We start from the raw sequence: 25104 nt of genomic DNA on the forward strand, positions 1-25104 counted from the left end.
ATGCGCTAAAATGGTGCAAAGGCAATGCACTGCGGTAAACATGGCTCTGCTCGCTGTTTTGATCTTTTGGCCATGCTGCATAATTATCAATCAGTAGAGACGACGCTGCCGCGCATGAGCGTTTGCCGCCTCATCTCTTGTAGACGCCGCGCACGGTCATGCCGATCCGTGGGCGCACCCCCTCACCGGATGAAAAGCCACCATGTTTAATTCGACTATCAACAGCAGGGCCTACACCAACAATACGCAGCAGACCACGCAGGGCAATATCTCGGCCGACGTGTATGCCAAGGTCGAGCGCCAGATGCAGTCGCAGAACACGGGCGTGGTCAAGCTCAACGCCTCGCTGGCGCGCGACCAGGCCAAGTTCTCGGGCCTGGGCCAGCTGCAATCGGCGCTGGCGAAATTCCAGACCGTGGCCAAGAACATGTCCGGCAGCGGCTTGGCCACCTCGGCCACGCCGAGCGCCAAGGATGTGCTCAGCGCCACCACCACCGACAAGGCCGCCAGCGGCAGCCACGAGCTGAACGTCAAGCAGCTGGCGCAGGGCCAGACCCTGCTCAGCGGGGCGCAGAAGTCGTCGACGACGCCGATCGGCACGGGCGCGCCGGCACTGGTCAAGATCGAACTGGGCACGGCCGACGGCAAGCAATTCACGGCCGGCGGCGGCAAGATCATTTCGCTCACCATCGACAGCAGCAACAATAGCCTGGACGGCATCGCCGCCGCGCTCAAGCAGCAGGGCATCGACGCCAGCGTCGTCAAGGGACCGGATGGCTATTCGCTGGCGCTGAACGGCAAGAGCGGCGCCGACAGCAGCATGCGCATCAGCGTGGCTGGCGACGCGGCCGTCAGCAACCTGCTCGCGTATGCGCCGGGCTCGGCCAAGGGCATGCAGCAGACGGTGGCCGCGCAAGACGCGCTGCTGACCGTCGACGGCAAGGAAATCAAGAGCGCCACGAACACCCTGACGACGGCCATCGAAGGCGCCACCATCGAATTGAAGAAGAAGGGCACGACGGACCTCGTCATTGCCAAGGACAGCAGCCAGATCGCCAGCAACGTGGCCAGTTTCGTCACCGCCTACAATGAGCTCAACAACAAGCTGCAGAGCCTGCAGCAGGGCGACTTGAAATCCGATACGGCGCTGGGCCAGGTGCGTTCGCAGATGGAACAGGTGCTGCGCACGGCCAGCACGGGCGTGCCCGCCTCCGTTCTCGGCAGCGCTGGCGTGACCCTGGGCAAGAGCGGCGAGCTGGTGCTCGACGAGAAAAAACTGAAGGCGGCCATCGCGGCCGATCCCGATGCCGTCAGCAAGCTGTTTACGAATAACGGCAAGGGTGTGGCCGACCAGTTCGCGAGCAAGATCGGCGAGCTGACGGGCGAAACGAGCATCATCCGCAAGGAAGTGCAAACGGTCGGCAAGGAAATCACCACCCTCACCAACAAGAAAGCCGTGCTGGCGAAGGCGCTGACGGCGCAGGCGCAGGCCTTGGTAAAAGCGTATTCGGCGCAGGAACAGATGGGATTGAATTCGGCCTTGCCCGGTTATACGGGCAAGAATTCCTTGTTCGACTTCATGGCCTAAGGGCGTTCACCCTGGGCAAAGAAGGCCGACGGCGAGCTGCCGAAAGTCTTCTTGAACATGGCGGAAAAGGCCGACTGGCTGGCGTAGCCCAGCTCTTCGGCCACCTGCGACAGCGGCACGCCGCGCGCGATCAGCGGAGCCGCGTGCGCCAGGCGCACCTGCTGGCGCCACTGGCCGAAACTCATGCCCAATTCCCGTTCGAACAGCCGCGCCAGGGTGCGCTCCGAGGCGCCCACCAGCTGCGCCCAGTGTTCCAGCGTCTGGTTCAGGCCCGGTTTGTCGATCAGGCTGTCGCACAGGGTCTTCAGGCGCTTGTCGCTGGGCAAGGGAACGCGGATGGGACGCGTGCCCGAGCGCTTCAATTCATCGAGTATCAGTTCAGCCAGCAGCGCTTCGCGCGCCGGTTCCTGGCCCGGGTCCAGCTGTTCCAGCGCCATGATCAGCTGGCGCAGCAGGCTCGACACTTCCAGCACCTTGCAGTCGCTGCCCGTGAACGGCGCGCGCGCGGCATGGATGCACAGCGGGCGCAAGCGGGTTTTTTCCAGTATCGTGACGGCATGTTCCACATTCGGCGCGATCCAGATGGCGCGCATGGGCGGCAGCACCCAGCTGCTGTTGTTGGCCGTGATGCGCAGCACGCCTTCCAGCGCCATGGTGACCTGGCCCCAGGGATGGGTGTGCGGCAAGAGAAATTCATCGGGCTGCAGGTCGCGCGCGATCATGGTCACGGGGATGGTCGCGCTGGGCGCCTCCCGTGGCGGACACATGCGAGTATGGTGGAGGATAGGTACACCCATCAGCTTGGCCTTAATTCGATAAATTATGTCGTTCTGTCGGAAAACAGACGATGATATTTTGCATACACTTGAGCTTCACCAGTATAAGACAGGGTATGACATGATAACAACAAACTCGGCAACGCACCTGCCGCCGCATGTGCCACCATCGTTGCGCAGCGACGCGCGCGTCATCGCCCTGGTGGGCCTGGCGCATGGCGTGTCGCATTTCTACCATTTGATCCTGGCGGCCCTGTTCGTCTGGCTGAAACCCGCATTCGGCCTGTCGTATGCGGAGCTGGGCTTGCTGATGACGGTGTTTTTCATCATCTCGGGCGTGGGGCAGGCGCTGGCCGGCTTCGTCGTCGACCGTTTCGGCGCGCGCGCCGTGTTGTTTTCCGGCGTATTCCTGCTGGGCGTGTCGGCGCTGGCCCTGTCCACCGCCCACAGCTATGCGGCCCTGATGCTGGGCGCCATGCTGGCCGGCATGGGCAACAGCGTGTTCCACCCGGCCGATTACACGATCCTCAACCAGCGCGTCTCGGCGGCCCGCGTGGCTTACGGCTTTTCCGTGCATGGCATCAGCGGCAACATCGGCTGGGCCCTGGCGCCCCTGTTCATGACGTATGTCGCTACAAATTATGACTGGCGGGTGGCGCTGCAATGCGCGGCCGTGCTGCCGTTCGCCGTGCTGCTGGTCCTGTTCCTGAACCGCCACGCCATCCGCCCCGAGCCGCTGAAGAAGGCCGCGCCGGGCCAGCCGGCCGGCGGCGAAGGCACGCTGGACTTCTTACGCCTGCCGGCCGTGTGGATGTGCTTTGCCTTCTTCTTCATTACCGCCATCGCCCTGGGCGGCATCCAGAGCTTTGCCAGCGTGGCCCTCGTCAAGCTGTACGGCATGAGCCTGGCGCTGGCCACCAGCGCCTATACAGCCTATATGCTGGCATCGGCCGTGGGCATGCTGGCCGGCGGCATCGTCGGCGCGCGCAGCAAGCAGCCGGACCGCAACGTGGCGATCGCCTTTTCCGCCGCCGCGCTGCTGGCCGTGCTGCTGGCCATGGCCGTCGTGCCGGCCTGGGGCGCCGTCGTGCTGATGGGCGCCATCGGCTTGACCTCGGGCGTGGCGGGACCGTCGCGCGACCTGATGATACGCGCGGCGGCGCCGAAGAACGCCACGGGGCGCGTGTATGGCGTCGTGTATTCGGGTCTCGACAGCGGCCTGGCCGTCGGCCCCCTGTTCTTTGGCGCGCTGTTGGATGGCAACCATCCGGCCCTGCTGTTCGTCTTCATCGGCGTGTTCCAGGCGCTGGCGATTGCCACGGCCGTCGGCGTGGGCGGTAAAACGCGTGCCGCGGCGCTGCAAAAGGCATAGAATCGTTGTTATCTGTCACTGAGGGAGTAAGCATGACTTTTGCCACCACCGACCTGTGCGACGACCATGCTGCCATGCTGGACGACGGCACCCTGGCCGTGTTGCCGCCCGTCTACCGCGCCTTCGGCCAGCGCGTGCGTTTCAGCGGCCCCGCCACCACCTTGCAAGTGTTCGAGGACAACGCCCTCGTGCGCAGCACCCTGGAAACGCCGGGTCAGGGCCATGTGCTGGTGATCGACGGCGGCGGCAGCCTGCGCCGCGCGCTGGTGGGGGGCCAGCTGGCCGTGCTGGCCGACAGCAATGGCTGGGCCGGCATCGTCGTCGACGGTTGCATCCGCGACAGCGAGGAAATCCATGTCTGCCAGATCGGCGTGCGGGCCCTGGCCACGCATCCGCGCAAGAGCAACAAGACGGGCGCCGGCCAGCGCGACGTGCGCGTGCAAGTCAGCGGCGTGACCGTGCAACCGGGCGACTGGATCTATGCCGATGCGGACGGCATCCTCGTGGCGCGCCAGCAACTCGATTAAGCGGGACACATCTGGTCATCCGCCATGCGCGCCTTCGGGCGCGTTTTTTTTTGCCCCGCTTGTCGCCGCACAAATCCACTGGCGAGCTGGACGCTATGCTGGTGGCAGGCGCCGCTTTTCATCACCGTGGATGGTATTCCACATGGTGCAATGGCGTGACTGGCGGGGTGCCCGTGGCTGTCCCATGCAGAGAAATACTCTTCCGCATCCTGAAAAATCATCATTAAGCAATTGATTTCATATGTAAAATTTTAAGTTATATGTCTTATATAAGACTGTTGCTGCGGCGCGCAAAGCAGCCTATGATTTACTCAACGGACGTCCTTCCAACCTGGCATGTCGATAGGAGAAACACCATGGCAACGCGTGAAGAGCAGGCAGCAGCCTTGCAGGCAGACTGGGACGGCAATCCGCGCTGGCAAGGCGTGGTACGCAATTACACGGCCGGGGATGTGGTGCGCCTGCGCGGCTCCGTGCAGGTCGAGCACACGCTGGCGCGGCGCGGCGCGGACAAGCTGTGGCAGCTGCTGCAGCATGAACCGTTCGTCCATGCGCTGGGCGCGCTGACGGGCAACCAGGCCATGCAGCAGGTCAAGGCGGGCTTGAAAGCCGTGTATCTGTCCGGCTGGCAAGTGGCGGGCGACGCCAACAATGCCGGTGAAATGTATCCGGACCAGTCGCTGTACCCGGCCAATTCCGTGCCCACCGTCGTCAAGCGCATCAACAACACCTTCCTGCGCGCCGACCAGATTCAATGGTCGGAAGGCAAGGACGACGTCGATTTCTTCGCGCCCATCGTGGCCGATGCGGAAGCGGGCTTTGGCGGCGTGCTGAACGCCTATGAATTGATGAAGGCCATGATAGACGCGGGCGCGGCTGGCGTGCACTTTGAAGACCAGCTCGCTTCCGTGAAGAAATGCGGCCACATGGGCGGCAAGGTGCTGGTGCCGACGCGCGAAGCGGTGGAAAAACTCACGGCGGCGCGCCTGGCGGCCGACGTGATGGGCGCCTCGACCCTCGTCATCGCCCGCACCGATGCGGAAGCGGCCGATTTGCTGACATCCGACGTGGACGACAACGACAGCCGCTTCTGCACGGGCGAGCGCACGGTGGAAGGCTTTTACAAGACCCGCGCGGGCCTCGACCAGGCCGTCGCGCGCGCGCTCGCGTATGCGCCGTACGCCGACCTCGTCTGGTGCGAAACGGGCAAGCCCGACCTGGCGTTTGCGAAGAAGTTCGCCGACGCCGTGCATGCTAAGTTCCCCGGCAAGATGCTGGCCTATAACTGTTCGCCCTCGTTCAACTGGAAGAAAAACCTCGACGACGCCACCATCGCCAAATTCCAGAAGGAACTGGGCGCCATGGGCTACAAGTTCCAGTTCATCACGCTGGCCGGCTTCCACGCCTTGAATTACGGCATGTTCAACCTGGCCCACGGCTATGCGCGCCGGCAGATGTCGGCCTTTGTGGAATTGCAGGAAGCGGAATTCGCGGCGGCCGACAAGGGTTTTACGGCCGTCAAGCACCAGCGCGAAGTGGGCACCGGCTATTTCGACGCCGTGACGCAGGCCATCCAGCAGGGGCAAAGTTCGACGACGGCCCTGCATGGCTCGACGGAAGACGAGCAGTTTTTCGAGGCCAAGCAGGTGGCCTGACCGTTATCGCAGGCAGGAGGAGACGGGCAGGGGAGGCACATCTCCGCCCACGGGAAAGCCACGGCGGACGATGGACGCCGTGGCTTTTTTCGTCCTCGGCCTGAGATGGGTGTTGCAATTTGGATAAATTCAATATTCTTTTGCAAAGTTCTTTGATTTTCATCAAAGCTGAGATATGATTTCACTTAAGGTAACTTAATTATCAACAAGGCAAGGAAATCACACCATGAAAATCACCGCCATCGCCGCCGTCCTTGCCCTGTTTGCAGCCGGCACCGCCAGCGCCAGCCCCATCAACCTGATCACGAATGGCGACTTCGAAACCGTCGCGCCCGGCTACACGTTTGCCAGCGGCTTCCAGGTCGTCAACAGCGGCTCGTCCGCGATTACGGGCTGGAACGTGGGCGCTTCCTCGGTCGACCTGATCCGCAATGCCTACAACGCCATCGACGGCTACAGCATCGACTTGCTGGGCACGCCAGGCCCCGGTTTCCTGTCGCAAAGCTTCAGTGTCGTGGCCGGCCAGACATATAACCTGAGCTTTGACATGGCGCGCAATCCGAACGGTCCGGCAGGCCAGGGCGTGGCCGTCAGCTTTGGCGGCGTGGCGCAGGATTTCTACTCGACGGCAGGCGCCTCGAATACCTTGTACAGCAACAGCCTGAGCTTCACTGCCGCGTCCACGGGCCTGGCGACGCTGTCGTTTGCCAGCGCGGCCAAGGCCGGCACGCCGTTCGACAATTACTCGGGCGCCGTGATCGACAATGTGGCCGTGATGGCCGCCGTGCCGGAACCGGAAACCTACGCCATGCTGCTGGCCGGCCTGGGCCTGATGGGCTTCCTGCGCCGCCGCAAGGCCGCCAAATAATCCCGGTTTTGCCCCACGTCAACACCGCCTGTCGCATCGCGCAGGCGGTTTTTGTCTTTCAGGGGCCTTGCGCGTAGCCGTCGGCCCGCACGACAACGTGCCCGATCCGCGGCCAGGCGGCGCGCGTCCTGACCGGCGTTTCGCCCGTAGCCATGAGCAGCACGTAGCCGTAGCCCGTACGGCGGTCGCGCCAGGAATGGGGCGTGCTGTCCCACATGCAGCAATAGCGCTGGAGCTTGGGCAAGCCATGGGCGCGCCGCAGATACGCGTCCGCCTGCAGCGCATGCTGGTCCTCCACCTGGCAGCGCACCTCGAACGGCTGGTCCTGGCGTTGCCTATTCTGCTGGCAACCCTGGCAGACGAGATGCGCGGGCTTCCGGCCCGGCCAGGCCAGCACGTCGCCGCAGGCCGGTGCGGCGTCCTGCGCACCGCCCGCGCCCGATTGCAACATCCATGGCGGCAGCCCGGCAGCCTATTTAATTCCCGCCAAGATCGCCTCCCCGCAATGGACATGCGGCCGCCTGCGGCTCCAGGCGCCGCGCCAGTTCGCCGCGCAACTGCGTCAATCCCGCGATGCGCGCGTCGATATCGTCCAGCTTGCGCACCAGCGCCGCGCGCAGCAGCTCGGCCGTGGCGGGGTCGCCGCTGGCCGCCAGCAGCGGCATGTCGGCCTCGATTTCCGCCAGGGTAAAGCCCAGTTGCTGCGCCGTGCGCAGGTAGCGCAGCCAGTCGGCCGCCTCGGGCGGATAGTCGCGGTAGCCATTCGCGCCGCGCCGCGCGCGCAGCAAGCCGCGCTTCTCATAGAAGCGCAGGGTGTCGCGGCTCAAGCCCGTCGCCAGCGCCATCTCGCCGATCTGCATGGGATGTTCTTTCATGAAATGCTTGACCATGGAGTGTACTCCAGCCCTGATCATGGGCGCTTTCCACTGACAGGAGTGCCCCATGTTGTCCCTTTCCGCCTTCCGCCGCCTGGTGCGCGCCAGCGCCATCTACGACGTATTCATGACGGCCGCGTTTGCCACACCGTGGACGTTCCTGCTCTTGCGCGAGCACCTGAGCACCGTCAATGTGCGCCTGGGCGGCGTGCCCTTGCCTGTCTTCGAGCCGTTCCATTTGCTCATCAGCAGCTTGCTGGGCAGCGTCGTGATGGTCTGGTCCATGTTGCGCATCGTCGATCCGCAGCCGCGTCTGGGCCGCTATGACGCGGCGGCGCGCTACCTGTTTTCCCTGTGGATGGCGTGGGCGCTGCTGGTGACGGGACAGCCCGTGCTGTGGCTGTTCATCGTGCCGGAACTGGCCTGGGGCCTCGCGCAGAGCCTGCCGCTGCAGCGTCGCGGGGGTACGCGGGGAGGGGCGGCGCACGAATCGTTGTTGAGATGACGATAACGAAATGCAATAATGCGTCGTGAAATATGGCAATGAACGACTGATAAAGGATGCACTATGCAGCAGGACGCCGCTGGAAAAAACATGGCTTTGCTCGATCCGGTGGTGGCGCCGCGCATCGCGGTGACGCGCCTGGTGACGGGCCTGCTGCAAGGCTTGCTGCTGTACTGGCTGTACAGCACGGCGCAGGACAAGGTGTGGCCCGCCACGGAAGCCTACCTGCTGGGGCCGCTGATGCTGATCAGCTTGCTGTTGCCCGTGCTGCTGGTGTCCAGCCTGGGCCACATGTCGCTCAAGCGCATCGTGCTGTGGATGGCCGGCGCGGCCGCCGTGCTGGCCGTGCTGGCCTGGCACGACGTGGCGCGCGGCGCCGAACACGTGATCTGGGGCAATTACAAGCCCGGTGCGCCGCTGCGCGTGATTTCCGCCCAGCTGTTCGGCTTTTGCGTGGTGGGCTTTTATATCGCCCATGCGCTGGTGCTGGCCAGCGCCCAGGATGGCCAGCGCATCGCCCGCTATCCCACGTATTTCGAGATCGCCTGGAAGCTGGGCATCCAGCTGCTGTTTTCCCTGCTGTTCGTGCTGGGCCTGTGGCTGGTGCTGTGGCTGGGCGGGCAGTTGTTCCTGTTGATCAAGCTGAGCTTCCTGAAAAAGCTGCTGGGCCAGGCGTGGTTCGTGATTCCCGTCATCTGTTTCGCCTTTTCCTTCGCCATTCACATCACCGACGTGCGCCCGTCCATCGTGCGCGGCATCCGCACCCTGCTGCTGGTGCTGCTGTCGTGGTTGGTGCCGATCGCCGCCGTGCTCGTCTCCGGCTTCCTCCTGACCTTGCCCTTCATCGGCTTCGAACGGCTGTGGGCCACGCGCCATGCGGCGTCCGTGCTGCTGGGCATGGCCGGCGTGCTGGTGGTGCTGATCAATGCCGCTTTCCAGAATGGCGAAGTGGGCCATGGCGTGGCGCGCGGCATCCGCCTCGGCACGCGCCTGGCCTGTTTGCTGCTGCCGTGGGTGGTGGGCATCGCCATCTATGCGCTGACCCTGCGCGTGATGTCGCATGGCTGGACGGCCGACCGCCTGATCGCCGCCGCCTGCCTCTTGATCGCCACCTGCTACGCCGTCGGCTACGCCTGGGCCGCCAGCAAGTATGGCGACTGGTTGCACCTGATCGCCAACGTCAACGTCGCCACCGCCTGCGTCACCCTGCTGGTGCTGTTCGCCCTGTTTTCGCCGCTGGCCGACCCGGCCCGCATTTCCGTGGCCAGCCAGATGGCGCGGCTGGACAGCGGCAAGGTGAGCGTGGACAAGTTCGACTTCGAATACCTGCGCTTCCAGGGCGCCCGCTATGGCCAAGCGGCCTTGCAGGAACTCAAGACGCGCACGACGGGCGCCGATGCTGCCGTCGTGCGGGCCCGCGCCGACGCCATGCTCAAGCGCCAGAACCGGCTCGACGAGACGGGCGCCCTGAGCGACGTGTCGATCAACCTGACCCTGCGCCCGGCGACGGCAAAATTGCCGGAGAGTTTCCTGCGCCAGGACTGGACGCAAGTGGGCCCGGCCTGGCGCCTGCCCGCCTGCTTGAAGCGGGCAGGGCCGCAGTGCGACGCCTACCTGCTCGATTTCGACGGCGATGGCAAGCAGGATGTGCTGCTGATCAGCAATGACCCGCGCGCCTCGTCGGTCTTGCTGGCGGAGAAGGACGACGGCAGCTGGCATGCGCGCGGGCAAATCCCCACGGACGCCCTGCGCTGCAAGCCCCTGCGCGAGAAGCTGCAGGCCGGCCAATTCCAGCTGGTGCCGCCGAAGGTGCGCGAGCTGGAAGTGGACGGCCAGCGCGTGCCGATGACCTTATATACGCAGGAAGACGAGGTCAGCTGCCCGGATGAGACGGCGCCGGGCCCGTAAATGGCAGCGAGGGGAGGTGGCGCGACTGGCAGAACTGCTTGCTTGTCATGAAGGAAATAACTTCGTGCATCGGGCCGTTCTGGCCGTCCGTTATCGGCCAGAAGCGGACGATCACGGCAAGCGCATTGGAAACACGATGACTCAAACAGAGCAGTTCGAATTGACAATTAATGGAAGCGTGCCAGATTGGACGGAATCGATATGTGAGGGCTTCGTCTGTGAGTCTTTGCATATCAAAGGTGAACCGCCTGTGCCCGCGAATGTAAGTTACTTAAAATTCAACGGAGCTTGGTTTCGTCTTTATTTTGAATTTCGATGCGTATTCTGGCGCAGCTTTGAAGGGCAATTTCTTCCGTGGAATGCAGAGGCGCCGTGGACTGAGTACGTGGATCTGGCTGATGAACTCAAGATTGTTGGGCAACGTCTTGTGTCATGCGTAGCTAGCGCGACCGCCAAAGGTAGTGTGGTAGCGTTTGTCTTCGAAAGCGGATTGACAGTACTCATCCAGGATAGAGATGATCGGACTTCCTTTGAAATCACTGACCCTCTGCAGACAGGCTCGTTCGACTAGAGAGGCTGCCGCCGGCCAGGAGCGGACGGACGAAAGATAATGAAACCGCGTCGAGTAGCGATAGCCATGGTAAAAATAAACACAACAGGAACAATCATAAATTATGAGCATCCAGTTCTGAATCGCCACGAGTTCACTAGGCGCTTTCACCGTCGCTTTTTACACTGTCATTATTTATTGATATGCTAGAGGAGCTATTTTTTCGTCAGCGTGTCGATTTTGTGTGCCGTCACCCGTCGCAGCGATGACGCGCCGATTGCCCATTCCACCTTGATCAGGGAAGCGCCATGAACAAACAGATCATCCTCAACCTGCCCGTGAAGGACCTGGACAAATCCAGGGCCTTTTTTTCCGCTCTCGGCTTTGCCTTCGATCCCCGCTTCAGCGGCGAGAACGCGGCGTTCATGAACATCGTCGACGGCGCCATCCAGGCCATGCTGACGACCGAACCCTTCTTTCAGTCCCTGATCGACAAGCCGGTCGCGAACGCCAAGGACGCCAATGAAGTCGTCATATGCCTCAGTTGCGAAAGCCGGGAAGAGGTGGACAGCCTGATCGCCAAGGCCGCGGCCGCCGGTGGCCGCATACCGCATCCGCCCGAAGACCATGGTTTCATGTATGACCAGGGCTTCGAGGATATCGATGGCCACCTGTGGAACCTGGTCTGGACGGCGCCGGAAGCCTGAGGCGAACCGGCCGGGTCAGTTCTTCGTGCGCACCTGGCGCACGTGGTTTTCCAGTTCGCTGAACGAGGGACGTTCCGTGGCGGAAATGACCTTGCGGCCGAATTCCACGGCCAGCGCCGGCGCGTAGCCGTTCAGGCTGGCCAGCAGGGTCACTTTCACGCACTGGTACATCTTGGCCGTTTCATGGTGTTTGCGGCGCAGCAGGCTGGCCAGCGGCGCGATGAAGCCGTAAGCCAGCAGGATGCCGATGAAGGTGCCCACCAGCGCCTGCGCGATCAGCACGCCCAGCTCGGCCGGCGGCAAGCCGACGGACGCCATCGTGTGCACCACGCCCATCACGGCGGCGACGATGCCGAAGGCTGGCATGGCGTCGGCCAGCTGCGAAATCGTCTGGATCGGCATTTCCGCATCTTCATGGTGCGTCTCGATCTCGTTATCCATCAGGTTTTCGATCTGGTAGGCGTCCATATTGCCCGACACCATCAGGCGCAGGTAATCGGTGATGAATTCCAGGATGTGCTCGTCACCGAGCGTGTACGGATATTTCACGAAGATGGGGCTGCGATAGGGGTCGTCGATGTCGTCCTCGACCGACATCAAGCCTTCCTTGCGGATCTTGCTGAGGATTTCGTACATCAGGCCCATCAGCTCCATATAGCGCGCTTTCGTGTATTGCGCACCATGGAACAGGGTGGGCAGGGCGGCGAACGTGGCGCGGATGGCCTTGGCGTCGTTGCCGACAAAGAAAGTGCCGAGTGCGGCGCCGCCGATCATCAGCAGCTCCAGCGGCTGGAACAGGGCCGCCAGATGGCCGCCCTGCATGGCGAAGCCGCCGAAGACGGAAAACAGCACGACGAGAAATCCGAGTATGACTAGCAAAACCTACTCCTTCATAATATTGCCATATCGCAATATTGTAGTTTAACCCGATTTGCCTGCATTGGCCGAGTCCGGCTGCAACTGCTGGCTGAGAAAATTGATAAAAGCGCGCACTTTGGCGGGCCGGTGCCGGCCTCGGTGCCGGGCCGGCGCGGGCGGCAAGCTTAGGCCGTCCTTTGCCAGAAGCGCAGCCTGTTGCCGAACGGGTCGGCCACTTCCAGGATGCGGCCCCAGTCCTCGTCGCGGATGCCGGGCCGCGCATACGGATAATCGTTCGCCAGCAGCTCCGCGTGCAGGGCGGCGATGTCGTCGACGGGAATCAGGAGCGCCGACCCTGGCGTGGCGTCGCCGTAATGCTCGCTGAGGTGCAGCACGAGGTCGCCGCGCGTCACCTGCAGGTACAGCGGCGCCGTGGGGTCGAAGCGGTGCTGCCAGTCCTGCGTGAAACCGAGGAAATCGAGGTAGAACTCGCGCGCTTTTTCTTCGGAAAAAATGCGCAGGATGGGAATGGCAGCTTGCATGGCGGGGCTTTCAACAAGGTGGCGATGCCGCCATTCTAAGTAATCCCCAGGAAATGATTGTGAATTCATGAAGAACAGAAGCGGATGGCGCAGCAGGGATTGCGCGGCACAAGTCCCGCGCCTGCGTAACGGTACTGCCCCGGTATGAGCAGTATTTCCGCCAAGGCGCCCGCTGCCAGCAGCGGGCAAGCCTGGTCGGCCACCTTGCACAGCGCCGCTGATGCAAGTCAGCAATCGCCATAATGTATCGGGCTTACCTGGCGTCAGGCCGGCGCCTGGCGTTTCAGCTGCGCGGCGGCGCTGGTCTTCTCCCAGCGGAACAGCCACATGATAATGAGCTTGGTCGCGGCGCTGACGCAGGCCAGCAGCAGCAAGGGCCAGCCCGTCGACAGTCCCATGACGCAGGCGAAGAAGATGGTGCTGACATCCATCGCCAGGATGAACTGGCTCATTTTGAGCGACACGGCGCCCGTCTTGCCCGAGCGCCAGATCAGGCCGATCTGGTGCGCGTAGCCCTGCGCCAGCAGCACGGTGACGGCGACGATCAGGCTTTGCGACATCACGCGTTTTTCATCGGTGAAGGTGGGGCCGAACAGCAGGCCCGCCACGCCGGCGCACAGCAGCAGCGCGCAGGCCAGCAGCGCACGGCGCGACGCCGCGCTGCGCCGGTCGCGCTCGATTTCATACAGGATGCCCAGCGCGATCAGCGAGGCGATCAGGCGCGGCCAGACGATGTAGTGGTTGAAGGGCGTAATCGAATAGCCGTACACGAAGAAGGCGCAGTAGGCGAGGAAGCTGACGGTGAACTGGTTGAGCGACAGGATGTCCGTCGTCTTGCCGGCGCCGATGCTGGCGTCGTGCTTGCGCCGCCAGATTTTCTGCAGCTGCGACCACAGCCCATACAGGCTGACGACGATGAAGAGGGAGTTGAGGCTGCCGGCGAGGGCGTAGAGCGCTGGATGCTGCAAGGTGTCACCTGAATGTTGTCGCGGTTATTGTGTTGGTAGCTGCCTGATGCCCTGCTCGGCGATGCGGCAGTCGATATGCGTGCAGCCGTAGTCATCGTGCAGGTCGAGTTCCTGCCCTTCGAGGAGGGGCGAGTCCGACCCTCGACGATGGAAAGACCATGGAGTTGCATGCGCAGATGCAATTGATTGTAAAAGAAATCATTATGCCATCGAAATAATACGGCATGGCTGTCCCAAGGCAGGCCGGGCACGCCCGAAATCATGCATGGCTTCACTTGCCCCTATAATGAGAGCATGACTTTCTTATCACAAGGTGCCAGCTCCGTGCTGGGCACCGTCGGCAAAATGGCCGTTACCCTGATTCTCCTGTTGACCGCACTGTGGGGCGCGCTGGCGCTGTGGTATCAGCTGTCCGGCGGCGTGGCCGCGCAAGGCATCGGTGCGCTGCTGTGGGGCGCGCTGGGCGTGGCCAGCGTGGCCCTGTGGTGGCTGCGCGGCGACGCGCGCGTGCTGCTGCCGTACGCGGCCGGCTTCGTGCTGCTGCTGGTCTGGTGGAGCCTGATCGCGCCGAAACAGGAGCGGGTCTGGGCCGACGACGTGGCGCGCAACGTGACGGGCACGCTGAAGGGCAATATGGTCACGCTGGAAAACGTGCGCAACTTCGACTGGCGCAGCGACGACGACTACACGGTCAAGTGGGAGCAGCGCAGCTACGACCTCGACCAGCTGCGCACGGTCGACGCGGCGCTGTCGTACTGGACCGGCCCCTATATCGCGCATACGCTGATCTCGTTCGGCTTTGCCGATGGGCGCTTCCTGACGTTTTCCATCGAAATCCGCAAGGAAAAGGGCGAGAGCTTTTCCGCCATCGGCGGCTTCTTCAAGCATTTCGAGATGAGCCTGGTGGCGGCCGACGAGCGCGACATCCTGCGCGTGCGCACGAATGCACGGGGCGAGGACATGCAGTTGTACCGCGTGATGATGCCGAAGGCGGCCATGCGCTCGCTGTTTCTCGCCTACCTGGCCGAGGCGGAGTCGCTCAAGCGCCAGCCGCAGTTCTACAACACCCTGACGGCCAACTGCACCACCATCGTCTTCGAGATGGTGCGCCGCATCGTGCCTGGCCTGCCGCTCGACTACCGCCTGCTGGCTTCCGGCTACCTGGACCGCTACCTGTTCGACGTCAAGGGCCTGGTGCCGGGCCTGAGCTTCCAGCAGCTGCGCATAGGGGGCCACGTCACGGCGCGCGCGCGGGCGGCGAATGACGACCCCGACTTTTCGCACGCGATCCGGCGCGGCATGCCGGGCTACGATGACGCTGGTTATCCGAAGCTGCAAATGCCCAGGCAGTAGGCGACAAAATGCCCAGGGCGTCGTTGCCCATGCCTTGCCGTCCTAGCGTACTGTCTGCGGCATGGCGCCTGGCCCCGAGCATTTTGTCAGCTTAGGCCTACCCTTGCTTTATACTGTCGCCATATCCCGACCGGCCGCCTTTCGCGGCCGGTCTCACTTTACGAATAGACAAGAAGGCCCGCTATGCCATTTTCCTCACTGGGTCTGATTCCCGCCCTGGTCCGTGCCGTCGACAAGGCCGGCTATGCCGCGCCGACGGCCATCCAGGCGGCCGCCATTCCCGCCATCCTGCGCGGCAGCGACGTGCTGGGCGCGGCCCAGACGGGTTCCGGCAAGACGGCCGCCTACGCGCTGCCGCTGCTGCAGGCGCTGATGGCGCCCGTTTCCGGCCCGCGCCAGGTGCGCGCGCTGATCCTCGTGCCGACGCGCGAGCTGGCGGCACAGGTGGGGCAGACCGTGCATGCGCTGGCCAAGCCGCTGCCCGTCAAGCTGAAGATTTCCGTGCTGTTCGGCGGCGTCTCGATCAACCCGCAGATGATGGACCTGCGCGGCGGCGCCGATATCGTCGTCGCCACGCCGGGCCGTTTGCTGGACCTGGTGCGGCAAAATGCCGTGAAACTGGGCGGCGTGTCGCTGTTCGTGCTCGACGAGGCCGACCGCCTGCTCGACATGGGTTTTGCCGAGGAAATCAACGCGATTCTGGCGCTGCTGCCCCGGCAGCGGCAAAACCTGTTCTTCTCGGCGACCTTCCCCGACAGCGTGCAGGCGCTGGCCGACAGCCTGCTGACGGCGCCCGTGCGCATCGAAGTGGCGTCCGAGCCGCAGGACAAGCCCGACATCGTGCAGCGCGCCATCACGGTCGACGTGCCGCGCCGCACGCAGCTGCTGCGCTACCTGATCCTGCAGCAGCAGTGGGAGCGCGTGCTGGTATTCGTCGCCACCAAGTATGCGGCCGAACACGTGGCCGACAAGCTGCAGCGCGCGGGCCTGCACGTGGGCGCCTTCCACGGCGAATTCAGCCAGGGCACGCGCAGCCAGCTGCTGGCCGACTTCAAGGCGGGCCGCCTGCAGGTGCTGGTGGCCACCGACGTGGCCGCGCGCGGCATCGACATCGCCGGGCTGCCGGCCGTCGTCAACTACGACTTGCCCCGTTCCGCCGTCGACTACACGCACCGCATCGGCCGCACGGGCCGCGCCGGCGAGAGCGGCACGGCCGTCAGTTTCATCACGGCCGATACGGAAGCGCATTTCCGCCTGATCGAAAACCGCAACGACTTGCGCATCGTGCGCGAAGTGGTGGCCGGCTTCGAGCCGACGGAGCTGCCCACGCCCGTCAGCACCGTGACGGACACGGTCAACGGCGGCGTGAAGGGCGCGCGCAAAAGCAAGAAGGATAAATTGCGCGAAGCGGCGGCCAAGGCAGCGGCAGGCGACAACTAAATCATCGTTATGTGCGCTAGCCGCTTGAACGGCTGGCGCTCCCGGACTAAGATGGTCGTTCCATACGGCAATGAAACGGGATGAACATGCAACGCAAGACTATCACCATGGCGGGACCGCTGACGGCGTTGGCGCTGTTGGCAGGCTGTGCAGGCATGTCCGGCAAGGACGGGGCCGCTTCCGGGCCAGCCATGCCGGGCGTCGTGGGCAAGGGCGAGGTGGTCGCCACCTGGTACAACCCGCCCAGCGAATTTCCCGGCATATGCATGACCCAGCTCAAGGATGGCCGCCTGCGCTTCGATGGCGGCTTCGCCTTCTACAATCCGGGCCGCTGGTCGTATGATGCCGCCACGGCCGAGCTCAGCCTGCAACTGGCGCCCACGCCCTCGCTGGAGCTGTCCCACTCGCAAATCGTCTTGCACAAGAATCTGCTGCGCATCGACGGGCCGAAAAACACGCTCGTCTACGGCGTCAAGGCCGACACGCAGGCCATCGGCCTGGGCGGCTTCGTGTTTTACCGCAATATGCCGTGTCCGGCCCGCGCATGAGGGCTGGCACCGCTGCCAAGGAAGGTGCCGTAAGGGAATATTTAGTCGTATAATTTCAGGCAAGTAAGCTTGCCACGCAAGGCTGCGCCGCGTGGCGTTTTTCCTCCAGGCATGCTCCGATGTCGCCACGGCGACGACAGGATGGTCCGATGGATTTGCACGACGAGCACGCGCTGCCAGCCAGCGACCCCGCGCGGCCTGTGGCGCCGCCGCGCACCCTGCTGTTGGTCGACGACGAACAGAATATCCTCGCGTCGCTCAAGCGCCTGCTGCGGCGCGACCAATACCATATCTTGACTGCCGGCAGCGGCCAGGAAGGGCTGGAGGTGCTGGCCAGCCATGCCGTCGACGTGATCGTCTCGGACCAGCGCATGCCCGGCATGCTGGGCGCCGATTTCCTGCGCAAGGCCAAGCTGCTGTATCCGCAGACCATACGCATCATGCTGTCGGGCTATACGGAGCTGCAAGCCGTCACGGACGCCGTCAACGAGGGCGCCATCTTCAAGTTCCTCACCAAACCGTGGGAAGACCACCAGCTGCGCGAGCATATTGCCGAAGCGTTCCGCCTGAAGGGCATCGACGACGACAATGTGCGCCTCAATGTCCAGCTGCGCGAGGCCAACCTGGCCCTGGCGGCGGCGAATGCATCGATGCAGGCGCTGGTGCGCCAGCAGCGGCACCAGATCAGCCGCGACGAGGTCAGCCTGGGCATCGCGCGCGAACTGCTGCAATTCCTGCCGCTACCCGTGATCGGGCTCGACGAGGATGGCATGATCGCCTTCATCAACGCGGCGGCGGCCAGCCTGTTCGAGCGTGGCGCTGCGCTGCTGGGCAACGAGGCGGCGCTGGTCCTGCCGCAGCTGTTCGACGACCTGGCGGGGACGAGGGACGCCGGCGGCCAGCATCTGGCCCCCATCAACGGCCAGCCGTATGCGGTGGCGATTCATTCGATGGGCGTGCATTCGCAGTCGCGCGGCAGCCTGGTCACGCTGACGCGCCAGGGAGCGCCGGCATGAGCGCCGTCAGCCACGCCGGCAGCCGCGACATCGCGCTCGAGCAGGCGCAGGAAGGCATGGTGCTGGCGCTGGCGCTCAGCGACGCCAGCGGCGCCGTGCTGCTGGCGCAGGGCGCCGCCCTGACGGCGGCCAACCTGGCGGCCCTGCGCCGGCGCGGCGTGGAGCGCTGCGTTATCGTCGCCGAGGATGAGGCAGAGCCGGACCCGGCCGCGCAGGAGAATGCCGAGCGCGAGCGCGAACGCCAGCTGGCGCGCCTGCAGCGCCTGTTCCGCGCCACGCCGCCAGAAAGCCCCGGCGCGCAGCTGCTGGCCTTGCTGCAGCGCTACCGGCAAGGGGGCAGCGCATGAGCCAGCCCACCTTTGACCAGCTGCTGCGGCAGATACAGGAGCTGCCGGCGCTGCCGGCCGTCGTGCTGGAATTGCTGTCGAGCATAGACCAGGAAGACACGGACGTGCATGTGCTGGCGCAAAAGATCGAGCTGGACCAGGCGCTGGCGGCGAAGACCTTGCGCATCGCCAATTCCTCGTTTTACGGCATGCAGTCGAAGGTCACCAGCATCCCGCAAGCCGTTTCCGTGCTGGGCTTTCACAGCATCCGCACCCTGGTCACGGCGTGCGCGTTGACGGGCAGCTTCGCGCCGGCCGGCGGCGGCTTCGATTTTGCGGCCTTCTGGCGCCATTCGCTGGCCACGGCCGTGGCGGCGCGCATGCTGGCGCCGCACCTGCAAGTCAATCCGGAGACGGCGTTTACGGCCGGCCTGCTGCACGACCTGGGCACGCTGGTGCTGGCGACGCGCTTTACCGCCGAACACGCGCTGATCCGCAGCTACCGCCAGGCGCACGATTGCCAGATGGCCGAGGCCGAGCTGGCTGTCATGGGTATCGACCATGCGCAGGTGGGCAGCGCCCTGGCCGCGTACTGGAAATTTCCCGCCGCCATACAGCAAGCCGTGGCCGACCACCACGCCATCGAACGCCTCGACGGCGGCGGCTTGCCGCTGGTGGTGCACGTGGCCAATGCCGTCGCCCATGCGCTGGACTTGTCCGGCCAGGACGACGCCCTCGTGCCGCCGCTGTCGCCCTCCGGCTGGGCGCGTTTCGCGCTCGCCGATGCGGCCTGGTTCGCCCTGTTCCGGCAGACCGAGCGCACCTTCGATGAAATGTCGCGGATCATGCTGGCATGAGCGACGACCAGCACATGGAGAGCGCCTTGCCGCCCGACGCGGTCGCGCTGTCGGCATTCTTCGATGGCCACCCCGTGGCCACCTTCGCCATCGACACGCAGCACGTGGTGACGCACTGGAACAGCGCCTGCGAGCAGCTGCTCGGCTATTCGGCCGCCGACATGGTGGGCACGCGCAACCACTGGAAGGCGTTTTACCGCCAGCCGCGCGCCTGCCTGGCCGACTTGCTGGTGGCCGACGATATCGCGCTGGGCGAAAACGAGCTGTACCAGGGAAAGCTGAAGCGCTCGCCCGTGATCCCGGGTGCCTACGAGGCCGAGGACTTCTTCGCGAATATCGGCCTTGACGGGCACTGGCTGCACTTCACGGCCGCGCCGCTGCGCGACCGCCACGGCCGCCTCGTGGGCGCCATCGAGACCTTGCGCGACGTGACGGAACGGCATCACGCGGAAAGCGCGCTGCGCAAGGCCCACGCCAACCTCGAGCACCTGGTGGCCAGGCGCACGGCGCAGCTGGCCGAAATGAATGAACGCCTGGCCGACGATATCCGCCAGCGCGAGCGCGCCGACACGGAATTGCGCGAGCGCAACCTGGCGCTGACGGAACTGAACAACAAGCTGTCGCTGGCCCAGCAAAAGTTGCTGCAGTCGGAAAAGCTCGCCTCGATCGGCCAGCTGGCCGCCGGCGTGGCGCACGAGATCAACAATCCCATCGGCTACGTCTTTTCCAATGTCGGCACCCTGGAAGGCTACCTGGACGACCTGTTTACCATGCTCGACGCCTATGAAGAAGCCGAGCCGGCCGTCGCCGACGCGGTGGTCGCCGCGCGCCTGCGCGCCTTGCGCGAGCAGATCGACCTGGACTTCCTGCGCACCGACATTCCCCAGCTGATGGGCGAGTCGAAGGAAGGCATCGTGCGCGTGCGCCGCATCGTGCAGGACCTGAAGGATTTCTCGCGCACGGACGCGCACCAGGAATGGGTGTGGGCCGACTTGCGCCAGGGCATAGACACGACGCTCAACATCGTGAACAACGAGGTCAAGTACAAGGCCGACGTCATCCGGCAGTATGGCAACATTCCCGACATCGAGTGCCAGCCCTCCGAACTGAACCAGGTGATCATGAACCTCGTCGTCAACGCGGCCCATGCCATGGGCGAGGGGCGGGGCCGCATCACCTTGCGCACGGGCAGCGACAGCGCGGAGGAGGTGTGGATCGAGGTCGAGGATACGGGCGCCGGCATCGCGCCCGAGCACCTGTCGCGCATCTTCGACCCCTTCTTCACCACCAAGGCCGTTGGCAAGGGCACGGGGCTGGGGCTGTCGCTGGCCTACAGCACGGTGCAGAAGCACCACGGCCGCATCGACGTGCGCAGCGCGCCCGGCAGCGGCACCACTTTCCGCATCACCTTGCCCGTGCGCCAGGCGCAGGCCGCCGTACCATGACTGAACAGGACAACATGAGCACCAGCACCGCGCCAGCGCCGCCCACCATCCTCTGCGTCGACGACGAGCCGAATATCCTGTCCGCGCTGCGGCGCCTGTTCCGCCCGCACGGCTACCGCGTGCTGACGGCCGACGGCGGCGCGGCCGGCCTGGCGCTGCTGGAAAGCGAGGCGGTGGACCTGGTCATTTCCGACATGCGCATGCCGCACATGGACGGCGCGCAGTTCCTGGCCCAGGTGCGCCGGCGCTGGCCCGCCACCATGCGCTTGCTGCTGACGGGCTACGCGGATATCCAGTCCATCCTCGACGCCATCAACGAGGGCGAAATCTACCGCTACGTGACCAAGCCATGGGACGAGAACGACATCGTGCTGGTGGTGCGCCACGCGCTGGAACGGCGCGCGCTGGAACAGGAAAAACTGCGCCTGGAGGCGCTCACGGCCAGCCAGAACGGGCAGCTGAAGGCGCTCAACGCCAGCCTGGAAGAGAAGGTGGCGCAGCGCACGCAGCAGCTGAAGCTGTCGCACGACGACTTGCAGGCGGCGAACGACAAGCTGAAGGCCACGTTCGTGACGACGATCAAGGTGTTTTCCAATCTGATCGAAATGCGCGGCGGCAAACTGGCTGGTCACGCGCGCCGGGTGGCGGAACTGGCGCGCAAGCTGGCGCAGGCGCTGGGCCTGGAAGCGCAGGAGGCGCGCGACGTCTTCATCGCGGCCCTGCTCAAGGATATCGGCAAGCTCAGCCTGAGCGATGCGCTGCTGGAATTGCCGGCCAGCGCCTGGACGGGCGAGCAGCTGGCCGCCTTCCGCAAGCATCCGCTGCGCGCCGAGCAGCTGCTGATGGCGCTCGAGGAATTGCGCGGCGTGGCCGTGATCCTGCGCTCGCAGCTCGAGCGCTTCGACGGCGCCGGCTTCCCCGATGGCATGACGGGCCTGGCCATCCCGCAGGGCGCGCGCATCCTGGCGCTGGCGTCCGACTATGACGGCTTGCAGATCGGCGCCATGGTGCAGCGCAGCCTGCGCGCGGACGAGGCGCGCACCCTGATCTACGACAGCAGCGGCAAGCGCTACGATCCCGCCGTGGTGGCCGCCTTCCGCGCCATCATGGACGAGACGGAAGCGCCGCCGCGCGACCTGGCCGTGCTGTCGGGCCAGCTGGAGCCGGGCATGGTGCTGTCGCGCGACCTGATCAGCCGCGACGGCCTGATGCTGCTGGCGGCCGAGCATGTGCTGACGGCCCGCGTGATTGCCCAGCTGCTCGATTTCGAGGGCAAGAATGGCGGCAGGCTCAACATTCGCGTGTATCCGCCGGCCAGGGACGGCTAGTTCCGTCAGGCCCTGGGCCGTGCCGCCGGCGGCGCCACGGGCAGGTGGATGGTGAAGCGCGTGCCCCGGCCCGGCTCGGACGCCACCTCGATGCGCCCCCCATGTTTCATGACGATGCCGTACGAGAGCGACAGGCCCAGGCCCGTGCCGCTGCCCACGGCCTTGGTGGTGAAGAACGGTTCGAAGATGCGGTGCAGGTGTTCGGGCGCGATGCCGGCGCCCGTGTCGCCGATCTCCACCCACACCCAGCCATCGGCATGGCCCGTGCGGATGCTGATCACGCCTTCGCCGCTGATGGCCTGGCCCGCGTTGACCAGCAGGTTCATGAACACCTGGTTCAGCTGCGAAGCGAGGCAGGTAATCGACGGCAACTCGCCATATTGCTTCTCGATGCGCGCCTTGTACTTGAGTTCGTTGCTGACGATGTTCAGGGTACTGTCCAGGCCGGCATGCAGGCTGGCTACCTGCCAGTCCGTCTCGCCGACATGGGAAAAATCCTTCAGCGCCTGCACGATGTCGCGCACGCGCTTCAAGCCATCCATCGATTCGCCGATCAGCTCGACCACGTCCGTCTGCAGGTACGCCAGGTCGGCCTGTTCGCGCACCTGGGCCACGCGCGCGGCCAGCGCGGCGGGCATGGCCGCCTCATATTGCCCGATCACGTCGAACAGGGTGCCGACATAGGCTTGAAGCGAGCTCATGTTGGAATTGACGAAGCCGATCGGATTGTTGATCTCGTGCGCGATGCCGGCCGCCAGCTGGCCGATGGAGGCCATTTTTTCCGCCTGCAGCAGCTGGTCGTGCGCTTCCTGCAACTTGCTGATCAATAGTTGCTGCTCTTCGCCGCGCGCCTGCAGCATCGCTTCCATGCGCTTGCGCTCGGTGATATCCGTCAGCGAGCCGATCACCTCGAACGGCACGCCGTGCTCGTCGCGCACGAGGCGCAGGCTGTCGTGCATCCACAGATAACTGCCGTCGCGCACGCGAAAGCGGTATTCATAGGCGCGCGCGCCCTCGACGAAGATTTGCGCCAGGCTGGAAAAGATGCCGGGCGCATCGTCGGGGTGGATATGGTCGAACCAGAAATTCGGGTCGGCCACCATCTCGTCCGGATGGTAGCCCAGCACGTTCAAGGCGTTATTGCTGACAAAGGTCATCTTGAAGTCGCCGCTGGGCACGGTGCAATAGATGATGGAGAGGGTGTTGTCGAGCAGGTATTGCAGGCGGTCGGCCGTGGCGGCCGGCGCCGCGTCGCCCGCCGGCCTGGCGTCGGAAGAAAAGAATTCGAAGTCCTCGAACTGCATCGTCACACCTCGCTGCCTGGCTGTCGGCCTGCTGCGATTATGCCTGAAGCCGGCGCGGCCGGCACGCCGCGCGCGTTCAGGGGGCGGGCGGCTGGCCGACGATGGCCATGCGGCGGGCGATGCGCCCGGCTTCCTGCGCATCGCCCGCCTGTTCGGCGCGCAGGCGCTGCACGCCCAGCCACGCCAGCAGCGGACGGCGCCAGCCCTGGTCCGAGGCCGTGGCGACGGCCGTGTCCAGCAGGGCGGGGGTGGCGCGGCTGGCGCGCAGCAGCACGCCGGCCGCCACCAGCTGCGACAGCGGGTCCTTGATGGCGGCCACGGCGTCGGCCGCCGCCGTGTCCGAGCCGGCGCCCGCCACGCCGCGCTGCGCCTCGGGCAGCAGGGCGATGTCGGCCGCCTGCAGCGTGCCGGCCAGGTAGGCCGCATACGCGCGGTCGGCGGCGTTGGCTTCGGCGCGCAGCGCGTCGAAGCCGGTGCAGTCTTCGAAGACGAGGCTGGCGACGCGCGTGGCGCAGCGCAGCAGTTCGACCCTGGCCACCAGGTCGATCTTGCCCGTGCCGCCCACCTGGCTGCGGGCGCGCTGGAATTCCGTCTGTTCGACCAGGGTCTGGCCATTCAGGTAGGCCGCCTCGTAACGCTCGATCGAGCTTTGCGCGTTCATCTTCCAGTCCGGCACGGGCGGGCCGCTGGAACAGGCGGCGAGTGCCGCCATCGCCAGCGCGGACAACGCTACATTGATATTTCTCATGGCAGTTTGATCTCCGGATTGCGCTTGAACGGCCATTTGCGGTTGATTTCATTGACCAGCTGCTCGACCTTGCGCAGATTGCTTTCCACGTCGGCGCGCAGCGGACCCAGGTCGGCCGTGGCCGCCCTGGCGTTGGCGCCCACGGCTTGCGCCTCGACCAGCACGGCGTCGACCTTTTTCAGGCTGGCGCGCGTGTCGGCCAGCAGCGCGTTCAGCTGCACGATGGTTGCCTGCGCATCCGTCATCACGCCCTTGTCGCCAAACACGCGCGTGTCGGCATTGGCCACCAGGCCGTCCGTGCGGCGCGCCAGCTGGTCCGCCGTGACGAGCAGGGCGTTGGCGCGCTCGACCAGCAGGCGCGACTGCTTGTCGTCGCCCGTCAGCAAGCCCATGGCGCCGCCCGGACCGCTGAGCTTGCCCGTGACGGCCTGCACATTGCGCAGGGTGCCGTCGAGCGCGGAATCGGTGCCCGTCAGGCTGGCCACGTTGTTCAGCAAGTCCTTCGCGGCCGACAGCAGGCGCGGAATTTCCGCCGCCATGTCGCCCACCAGCAAGTCGCGCGTGGCGTCGTCCGGCAGCGGCGGATCCGTCAGGATGCCGCTGTAGGCGCGCAGCTTGGCGCCGCCGACGATGCCCCGTTCCAGCGTGAAGATGGAGCTGGTGCGCAGCCAGTGCGCGTCTTTGCGCGGCACGTCGATGATGACGCGGGCCTTGCCGTCCGGCGCCAGCTCGATGCGCTGCACGCGGCCGATGGGGAAGCCGGAAAAGGTCAGGTCGGCGCCCACGCCCACGCCGTCGGAATCGTCGGTCGTCAGCACCAGCGTCTGCGTGGCTTCGAAGGCGCCGCGCGCATACATCAGGTAGACGACGGAGCCGACCACCAGCACGAACATGAAGACGAGCAGGATGGCCGCCTTCAGTTCGGCGTGGCGCACGGGCGGCGGCGCGGGCAGCACGGCGTCTGGCGCCGTGACGTCGGTCTGGTCGGGAGTGGGTGTCTGGCTCATGGCGTCGGGCTCTCGTATGGATGGTGTGGGGAT

At 64.9% G+C, this 25104-nt stretch carries 26 protein-coding genes; 17 read left to right on the plus strand and 9 right to left on the minus strand.

The genetic code is table 11. The features are described 5' to 3' along the window. Positions 1-202 precede the first annotated feature (202 nt). On the plus strand, positions 203-1588 hold the full coding sequence (gene fliD, locus O0880_RS07430; RefSeq protein WP_289885837.1) for a flagellar filament capping protein FliD: 1386 nt from the start codon (positions 203-205) through the stop codon (positions 1586-1588). Here the strand turns inward: fliD and O0880_RS07435 are convergent. Then, positions 1585-2355, minus strand: a complete 771-nt coding sequence (locus O0880_RS07435) for a helix-turn-helix transcriptional regulator (protein ID WP_289885838.1) — start codon at positions 2353-2355, stop codon at positions 1585-1587. The two genes, fliD and O0880_RS07435, sit on opposite strands and share 4 nt — an antisense overlap. A gap of 130 nt (positions 2356-2485) precedes the next feature. On the opposite strand from O0880_RS07435, the gene O0880_RS07440 reads away from it, so the two are divergent. From O0880_RS07440 to O0880_RS07455, 4 genes are all read left to right on the plus strand, one after another. Beyond that, positions 2486-3736, plus strand: a complete 1251-nt coding sequence (locus O0880_RS07440) for an MFS transporter (RefSeq protein WP_289885839.1) — start codon at positions 2486-2488, stop codon at positions 3734-3736. Between the two features lie 32 nt (positions 3737-3768). Beyond that, positions 3769-4263, plus strand: a complete 495-nt coding sequence (rraA, locus tag O0880_RS07445) for a ribonuclease E activity regulator RraA (protein ID WP_289885840.1) — start codon at positions 3769-3771, stop codon at positions 4261-4263. A gap of 356 nt (positions 4264-4619) precedes the next feature. Continuing rightward, entirely contained in the window at positions 4620-5918 is a 1299-nt protein-coding gene (gene aceA / locus O0880_RS07450) for an isocitrate lyase (RefSeq protein ID WP_289885841.1), read from the plus strand. Between the two features lie 226 nt (positions 5919-6144). Next, entirely contained in the window at positions 6145-6786 is a 642-nt protein-coding gene (locus O0880_RS07455; protein ID WP_289885842.1) for a choice-of-anchor C family protein, read from the plus strand. A gap of 58 nt (positions 6787-6844) precedes the next feature. Here the strand turns inward: O0880_RS07455 and O0880_RS07460 are convergent, their stop codons facing one another. Both O0880_RS07460 and O0880_RS07465 read right to left on the minus strand, forming a co-directional pair. Then, positions 6845-7237 (minus strand): DUF4952 domain-containing protein, encoded by a 393-nt coding sequence (locus O0880_RS07460; RefSeq protein WP_289885843.1) that lies wholly within the window; start codon positions 7235-7237, stop codon positions 6845-6847. Positions 7238-7262: 25 nt separating this feature from the next. Continuing rightward, a complete protein-coding gene (locus O0880_RS07465; protein ID WP_289887311.1) occupies positions 7263-7646 on the minus strand; it encodes a MerR family transcriptional regulator in 384 nt (127 codons plus the stop codon). Positions 7647-7728: 82 nt separating this feature from the next. Here O0880_RS07465 and O0880_RS07470 point away from each other — a divergent pair, with 82 nt between their 5' ends. From O0880_RS07470 to O0880_RS07485, 4 genes are all read left to right on the plus strand, one after another. Next, on the plus strand, positions 7729-8166 hold the full coding sequence (locus O0880_RS07470) for a hypothetical protein (RefSeq protein ID WP_289885844.1): 438 nt from the start codon (positions 7729-7731) through the stop codon (positions 8164-8166). Positions 8167-8256: 90 nt separating this feature from the next. After that, a complete protein-coding gene (locus tag O0880_RS07475; RefSeq protein ID WP_289885845.1) occupies positions 8257-10074 on the plus strand; it encodes a DUF4153 domain-containing protein in 1818 nt (605 codons plus the stop codon). 16 nt (positions 10075-10090) lie between these two features. Then, a complete protein-coding gene (locus O0880_RS07480) occupies positions 10091-10645 on the plus strand; it encodes a hypothetical protein (RefSeq protein WP_289885846.1) in 555 nt (184 codons plus the stop codon). 287 nt (positions 10646-10932) lie between these two features. Further along, on the plus strand, positions 10933-11331 hold the full coding sequence (locus O0880_RS07485) for a VOC family protein (RefSeq protein WP_289885847.1): 399 nt from the start codon (positions 10933-10935) through the stop codon (positions 11329-11331). A 15-nt stretch (positions 11332-11346) separates the two neighbouring features. On the opposite strand, the gene motA is transcribed toward O0880_RS07485, so the two are convergent. The 3 genes from motA to O0880_RS07500 form a co-directional block, all read right to left on the minus strand. After that, on the minus strand, positions 11347-12210 hold the full coding sequence (motA, locus tag O0880_RS07490) for a flagellar motor stator protein MotA (RefSeq protein WP_071322869.1): 864 nt from the start codon (positions 12208-12210) through the stop codon (positions 11347-11349). 164 nt (positions 12211-12374) lie between these two features. After that, positions 12375-12731: a glyoxalase superfamily protein gene (locus O0880_RS07495; RefSeq protein WP_289885848.1), complete on the minus strand. Its 357-nt coding sequence runs from the start codon at positions 12729-12731 to the stop codon at positions 12375-12377. Positions 12732-12994: 263 nt separating this feature from the next. Continuing rightward, the gene (locus O0880_RS07500) at positions 12995-13699 is read right to left on the minus strand and encodes a hypothetical protein (protein WP_071322871.1); all 705 of its coding nucleotides are present in this window, start codon (positions 13697-13699) and stop codon (positions 12995-12997) included. A 294-nt stretch (positions 13700-13993) separates the two neighbouring features. On the opposite strand from O0880_RS07500, the gene O0880_RS07505 reads away from it, so the two are divergent. The 8 genes from O0880_RS07505 (at position 13994) to O0880_RS07540 (ending at position 22012) form a co-directional block, all read left to right on the plus strand. After that, positions 13994-15052 carry a DUF4105 domain-containing protein gene (locus tag O0880_RS07505; protein WP_289885849.1) on the plus strand — a complete coding sequence of 353 codons (1059 nt, stop codon included), beginning with the start codon at positions 13994-13996 and terminating at the stop codon, positions 15050-15052. A gap of 183 nt (positions 15053-15235) precedes the next feature. Beyond that, positions 15236-16492, plus strand: a complete 1257-nt coding sequence (locus O0880_RS07510; RefSeq protein ID WP_289885850.1) for a DEAD/DEAH box helicase — start codon at positions 15236-15238, stop codon at positions 16490-16492. Positions 16493-16578: 86 nt separating this feature from the next. Then, the gene (locus O0880_RS07515; RefSeq protein WP_289885851.1) at positions 16579-17040 is read left to right on the plus strand and encodes a hypothetical protein; all 462 of its coding nucleotides are present in this window, start codon (positions 16579-16581) and stop codon (positions 17038-17040) included. Positions 17041-17189: 149 nt separating this feature from the next. After that, the gene (locus O0880_RS07520; RefSeq protein ID WP_289885852.1) at positions 17190-18056 is read left to right on the plus strand and encodes a response regulator; all 867 of its coding nucleotides are present in this window, start codon (positions 17190-17192) and stop codon (positions 18054-18056) included. Next, on the plus strand, positions 18053-18403 hold the full coding sequence (locus O0880_RS07525; protein ID WP_071322874.1) for a hypothetical protein: 351 nt from the start codon (positions 18053-18055) through the stop codon (positions 18401-18403). The genes O0880_RS07520 and O0880_RS07525 overlap by 4 nt, the downstream gene beginning before the upstream one ends. Continuing rightward, entirely contained in the window at positions 18400-19239 is an 840-nt protein-coding gene (locus O0880_RS07530) for an HDOD domain-containing protein (RefSeq protein ID WP_289885853.1), read from the plus strand. The genes O0880_RS07525 and O0880_RS07530 overlap by 4 nt, the downstream gene beginning before the upstream one ends. Next, positions 19236-20684 (plus strand): ATP-binding protein, encoded by a 1449-nt coding sequence (locus tag O0880_RS07535; RefSeq protein ID WP_289885854.1) that lies wholly within the window; start codon positions 19236-19238, stop codon positions 20682-20684. The genes O0880_RS07530 and O0880_RS07535 overlap by 4 nt, the downstream gene beginning before the upstream one ends. A 14-nt stretch (positions 20685-20698) precedes the next feature. After that, positions 20699-22012 carry an HD domain-containing phosphohydrolase gene (locus tag O0880_RS07540; RefSeq protein ID WP_232251118.1) on the plus strand — a complete coding sequence of 438 codons (1314 nt, stop codon included), beginning with the start codon at positions 20699-20701 and terminating at the stop codon, positions 22010-22012. A gap of 5 nt (positions 22013-22017) precedes the next feature. On the opposite strand, the gene O0880_RS07545 is transcribed toward O0880_RS07540, so the two are convergent. From O0880_RS07545 to O0880_RS07555, 3 genes are all read right to left on the minus strand, one after another. Continuing rightward, a complete protein-coding gene (locus O0880_RS07545) occupies positions 22018-23316 on the minus strand; it encodes an ATP-binding protein (protein WP_289887312.1) in 1299 nt (432 codons plus the stop codon). A 76-nt stretch (positions 23317-23392) separates the two neighbouring features. After that, entirely contained in the window at positions 23393-24064 is a 672-nt protein-coding gene (locus tag O0880_RS07550; RefSeq protein WP_289885855.1) for a hypothetical protein, read from the minus strand. Continuing rightward, on the minus strand, positions 24061-25071 hold the full coding sequence (locus tag O0880_RS07555; protein ID WP_071322880.1) for an MlaD family protein: 1011 nt from the start codon (positions 25069-25071) through the stop codon (positions 24061-24063). The genes O0880_RS07550 and O0880_RS07555 overlap by 4 nt, the downstream gene beginning before the upstream one ends. Positions 25072-25104: the final 33 nt, after the last annotated feature.

It is taken from the genome of Janthinobacterium sp. SUN118 (assembly GCF_030397695.1).
GTDB lineage: Bacteria > Pseudomonadota > Gammaproteobacteria > Burkholderiales > Burkholderiaceae_D > Janthinobacterium.

Coding starts and splice junctions, on each gene's coding strand:
- fliD (WP_289885837.1), top strand. CDS start 203: ATGTTTAATTCGACTATCAACAGCAGGGCCTACACCAACAATACGCAG.
- O0880_RS07435 (WP_289885838.1), bottom strand. CDS start 2,355: ATGTGTCCGCCACGGGAGGCGCCCAGCGCGACCATCCCCGTGACCATG.
- O0880_RS07440 (WP_289885839.1), top strand. CDS start 2,486: ATGATAACAACAAACTCGGCAACGCACCTGCCGCCGCATGTGCCACCA.
- rraA (WP_289885840.1), top strand. CDS start 3,769: ATGACTTTTGCCACCACCGACCTGTGCGACGACCATGCTGCCATGCTG.
- aceA (WP_289885841.1), top strand. CDS start 4,620: ATGGCAACGCGTGAAGAGCAGGCAGCAGCCTTGCAGGCAGACTGGGAC.
- O0880_RS07455 (WP_289885842.1), top strand. CDS start 6,145: ATGAAAATCACCGCCATCGCCGCCGTCCTTGCCCTGTTTGCAGCCGGC.
- O0880_RS07460 (WP_289885843.1), bottom strand. CDS start 7,237: ATGTTGCAATCGGGCGCGGGCGGTGCGCAGGACGCCGCACCGGCCTGC.
- O0880_RS07465 (WP_289887311.1), bottom strand. CDS start 7,646: ATGCAGATCGGCGAGATGGCGCTGGCGACGGGCTTGAGCCGCGACACC.
- O0880_RS07470 (WP_289885844.1), top strand. CDS start 7,729: ATGTTGTCCCTTTCCGCCTTCCGCCGCCTGGTGCGCGCCAGCGCCATC.
- O0880_RS07475 (WP_289885845.1), top strand. CDS start 8,257: ATGGCTTTGCTCGATCCGGTGGTGGCGCCGCGCATCGCGGTGACGCGC.
- O0880_RS07485 (WP_289885847.1), top strand. CDS start 10,933: ATGAACAAACAGATCATCCTCAACCTGCCCGTGAAGGACCTGGACAAA.
- O0880_RS07495 (WP_289885848.1), bottom strand. CDS start 12,731: ATGCAAGCTGCCATTCCCATCCTGCGCATTTTTTCCGAAGAAAAAGCG.
- O0880_RS07505 (WP_289885849.1), top strand. CDS start 13,994: ATGACTTTCTTATCACAAGGTGCCAGCTCCGTGCTGGGCACCGTCGGC.
- O0880_RS07510 (WP_289885850.1), top strand. CDS start 15,236: ATGCCATTTTCCTCACTGGGTCTGATTCCCGCCCTGGTCCGTGCCGTC.
- O0880_RS07515 (WP_289885851.1), top strand. CDS start 16,579: ATGCAACGCAAGACTATCACCATGGCGGGACCGCTGACGGCGTTGGCG.
- O0880_RS07520 (WP_289885852.1), top strand. CDS start 17,190: ATGGATTTGCACGACGAGCACGCGCTGCCAGCCAGCGACCCCGCGCGG.
- O0880_RS07525 (WP_071322874.1), top strand. CDS start 18,053: ATGAGCGCCGTCAGCCACGCCGGCAGCCGCGACATCGCGCTCGAGCAG.
- O0880_RS07530 (WP_289885853.1), top strand. CDS start 18,400: ATGAGCCAGCCCACCTTTGACCAGCTGCTGCGGCAGATACAGGAGCTG.
- O0880_RS07535 (WP_289885854.1), top strand. CDS start 19,236: ATGAGCGACGACCAGCACATGGAGAGCGCCTTGCCGCCCGACGCGGTC.
- O0880_RS07540 (WP_232251118.1), top strand. CDS start 20,699: ATGAGCACCAGCACCGCGCCAGCGCCGCCCACCATCCTCTGCGTCGAC.
- O0880_RS07545 (WP_289887312.1), bottom strand. CDS start 23,316: ATGCAGTTCGAGGACTTCGAATTCTTTTCTTCCGACGCCAGGCCGGCG.
- O0880_RS07550 (WP_289885855.1), bottom strand. CDS start 24,064: ATGAGAAATATCAATGTAGCGTTGTCCGCGCTGGCGATGGCGGCACTC.
- O0880_RS07555 (WP_071322880.1), bottom strand. CDS start 25,071: ATGAGCCAGACACCCACTCCCGACCAGACCGACGTCACGGCGCCAGAC.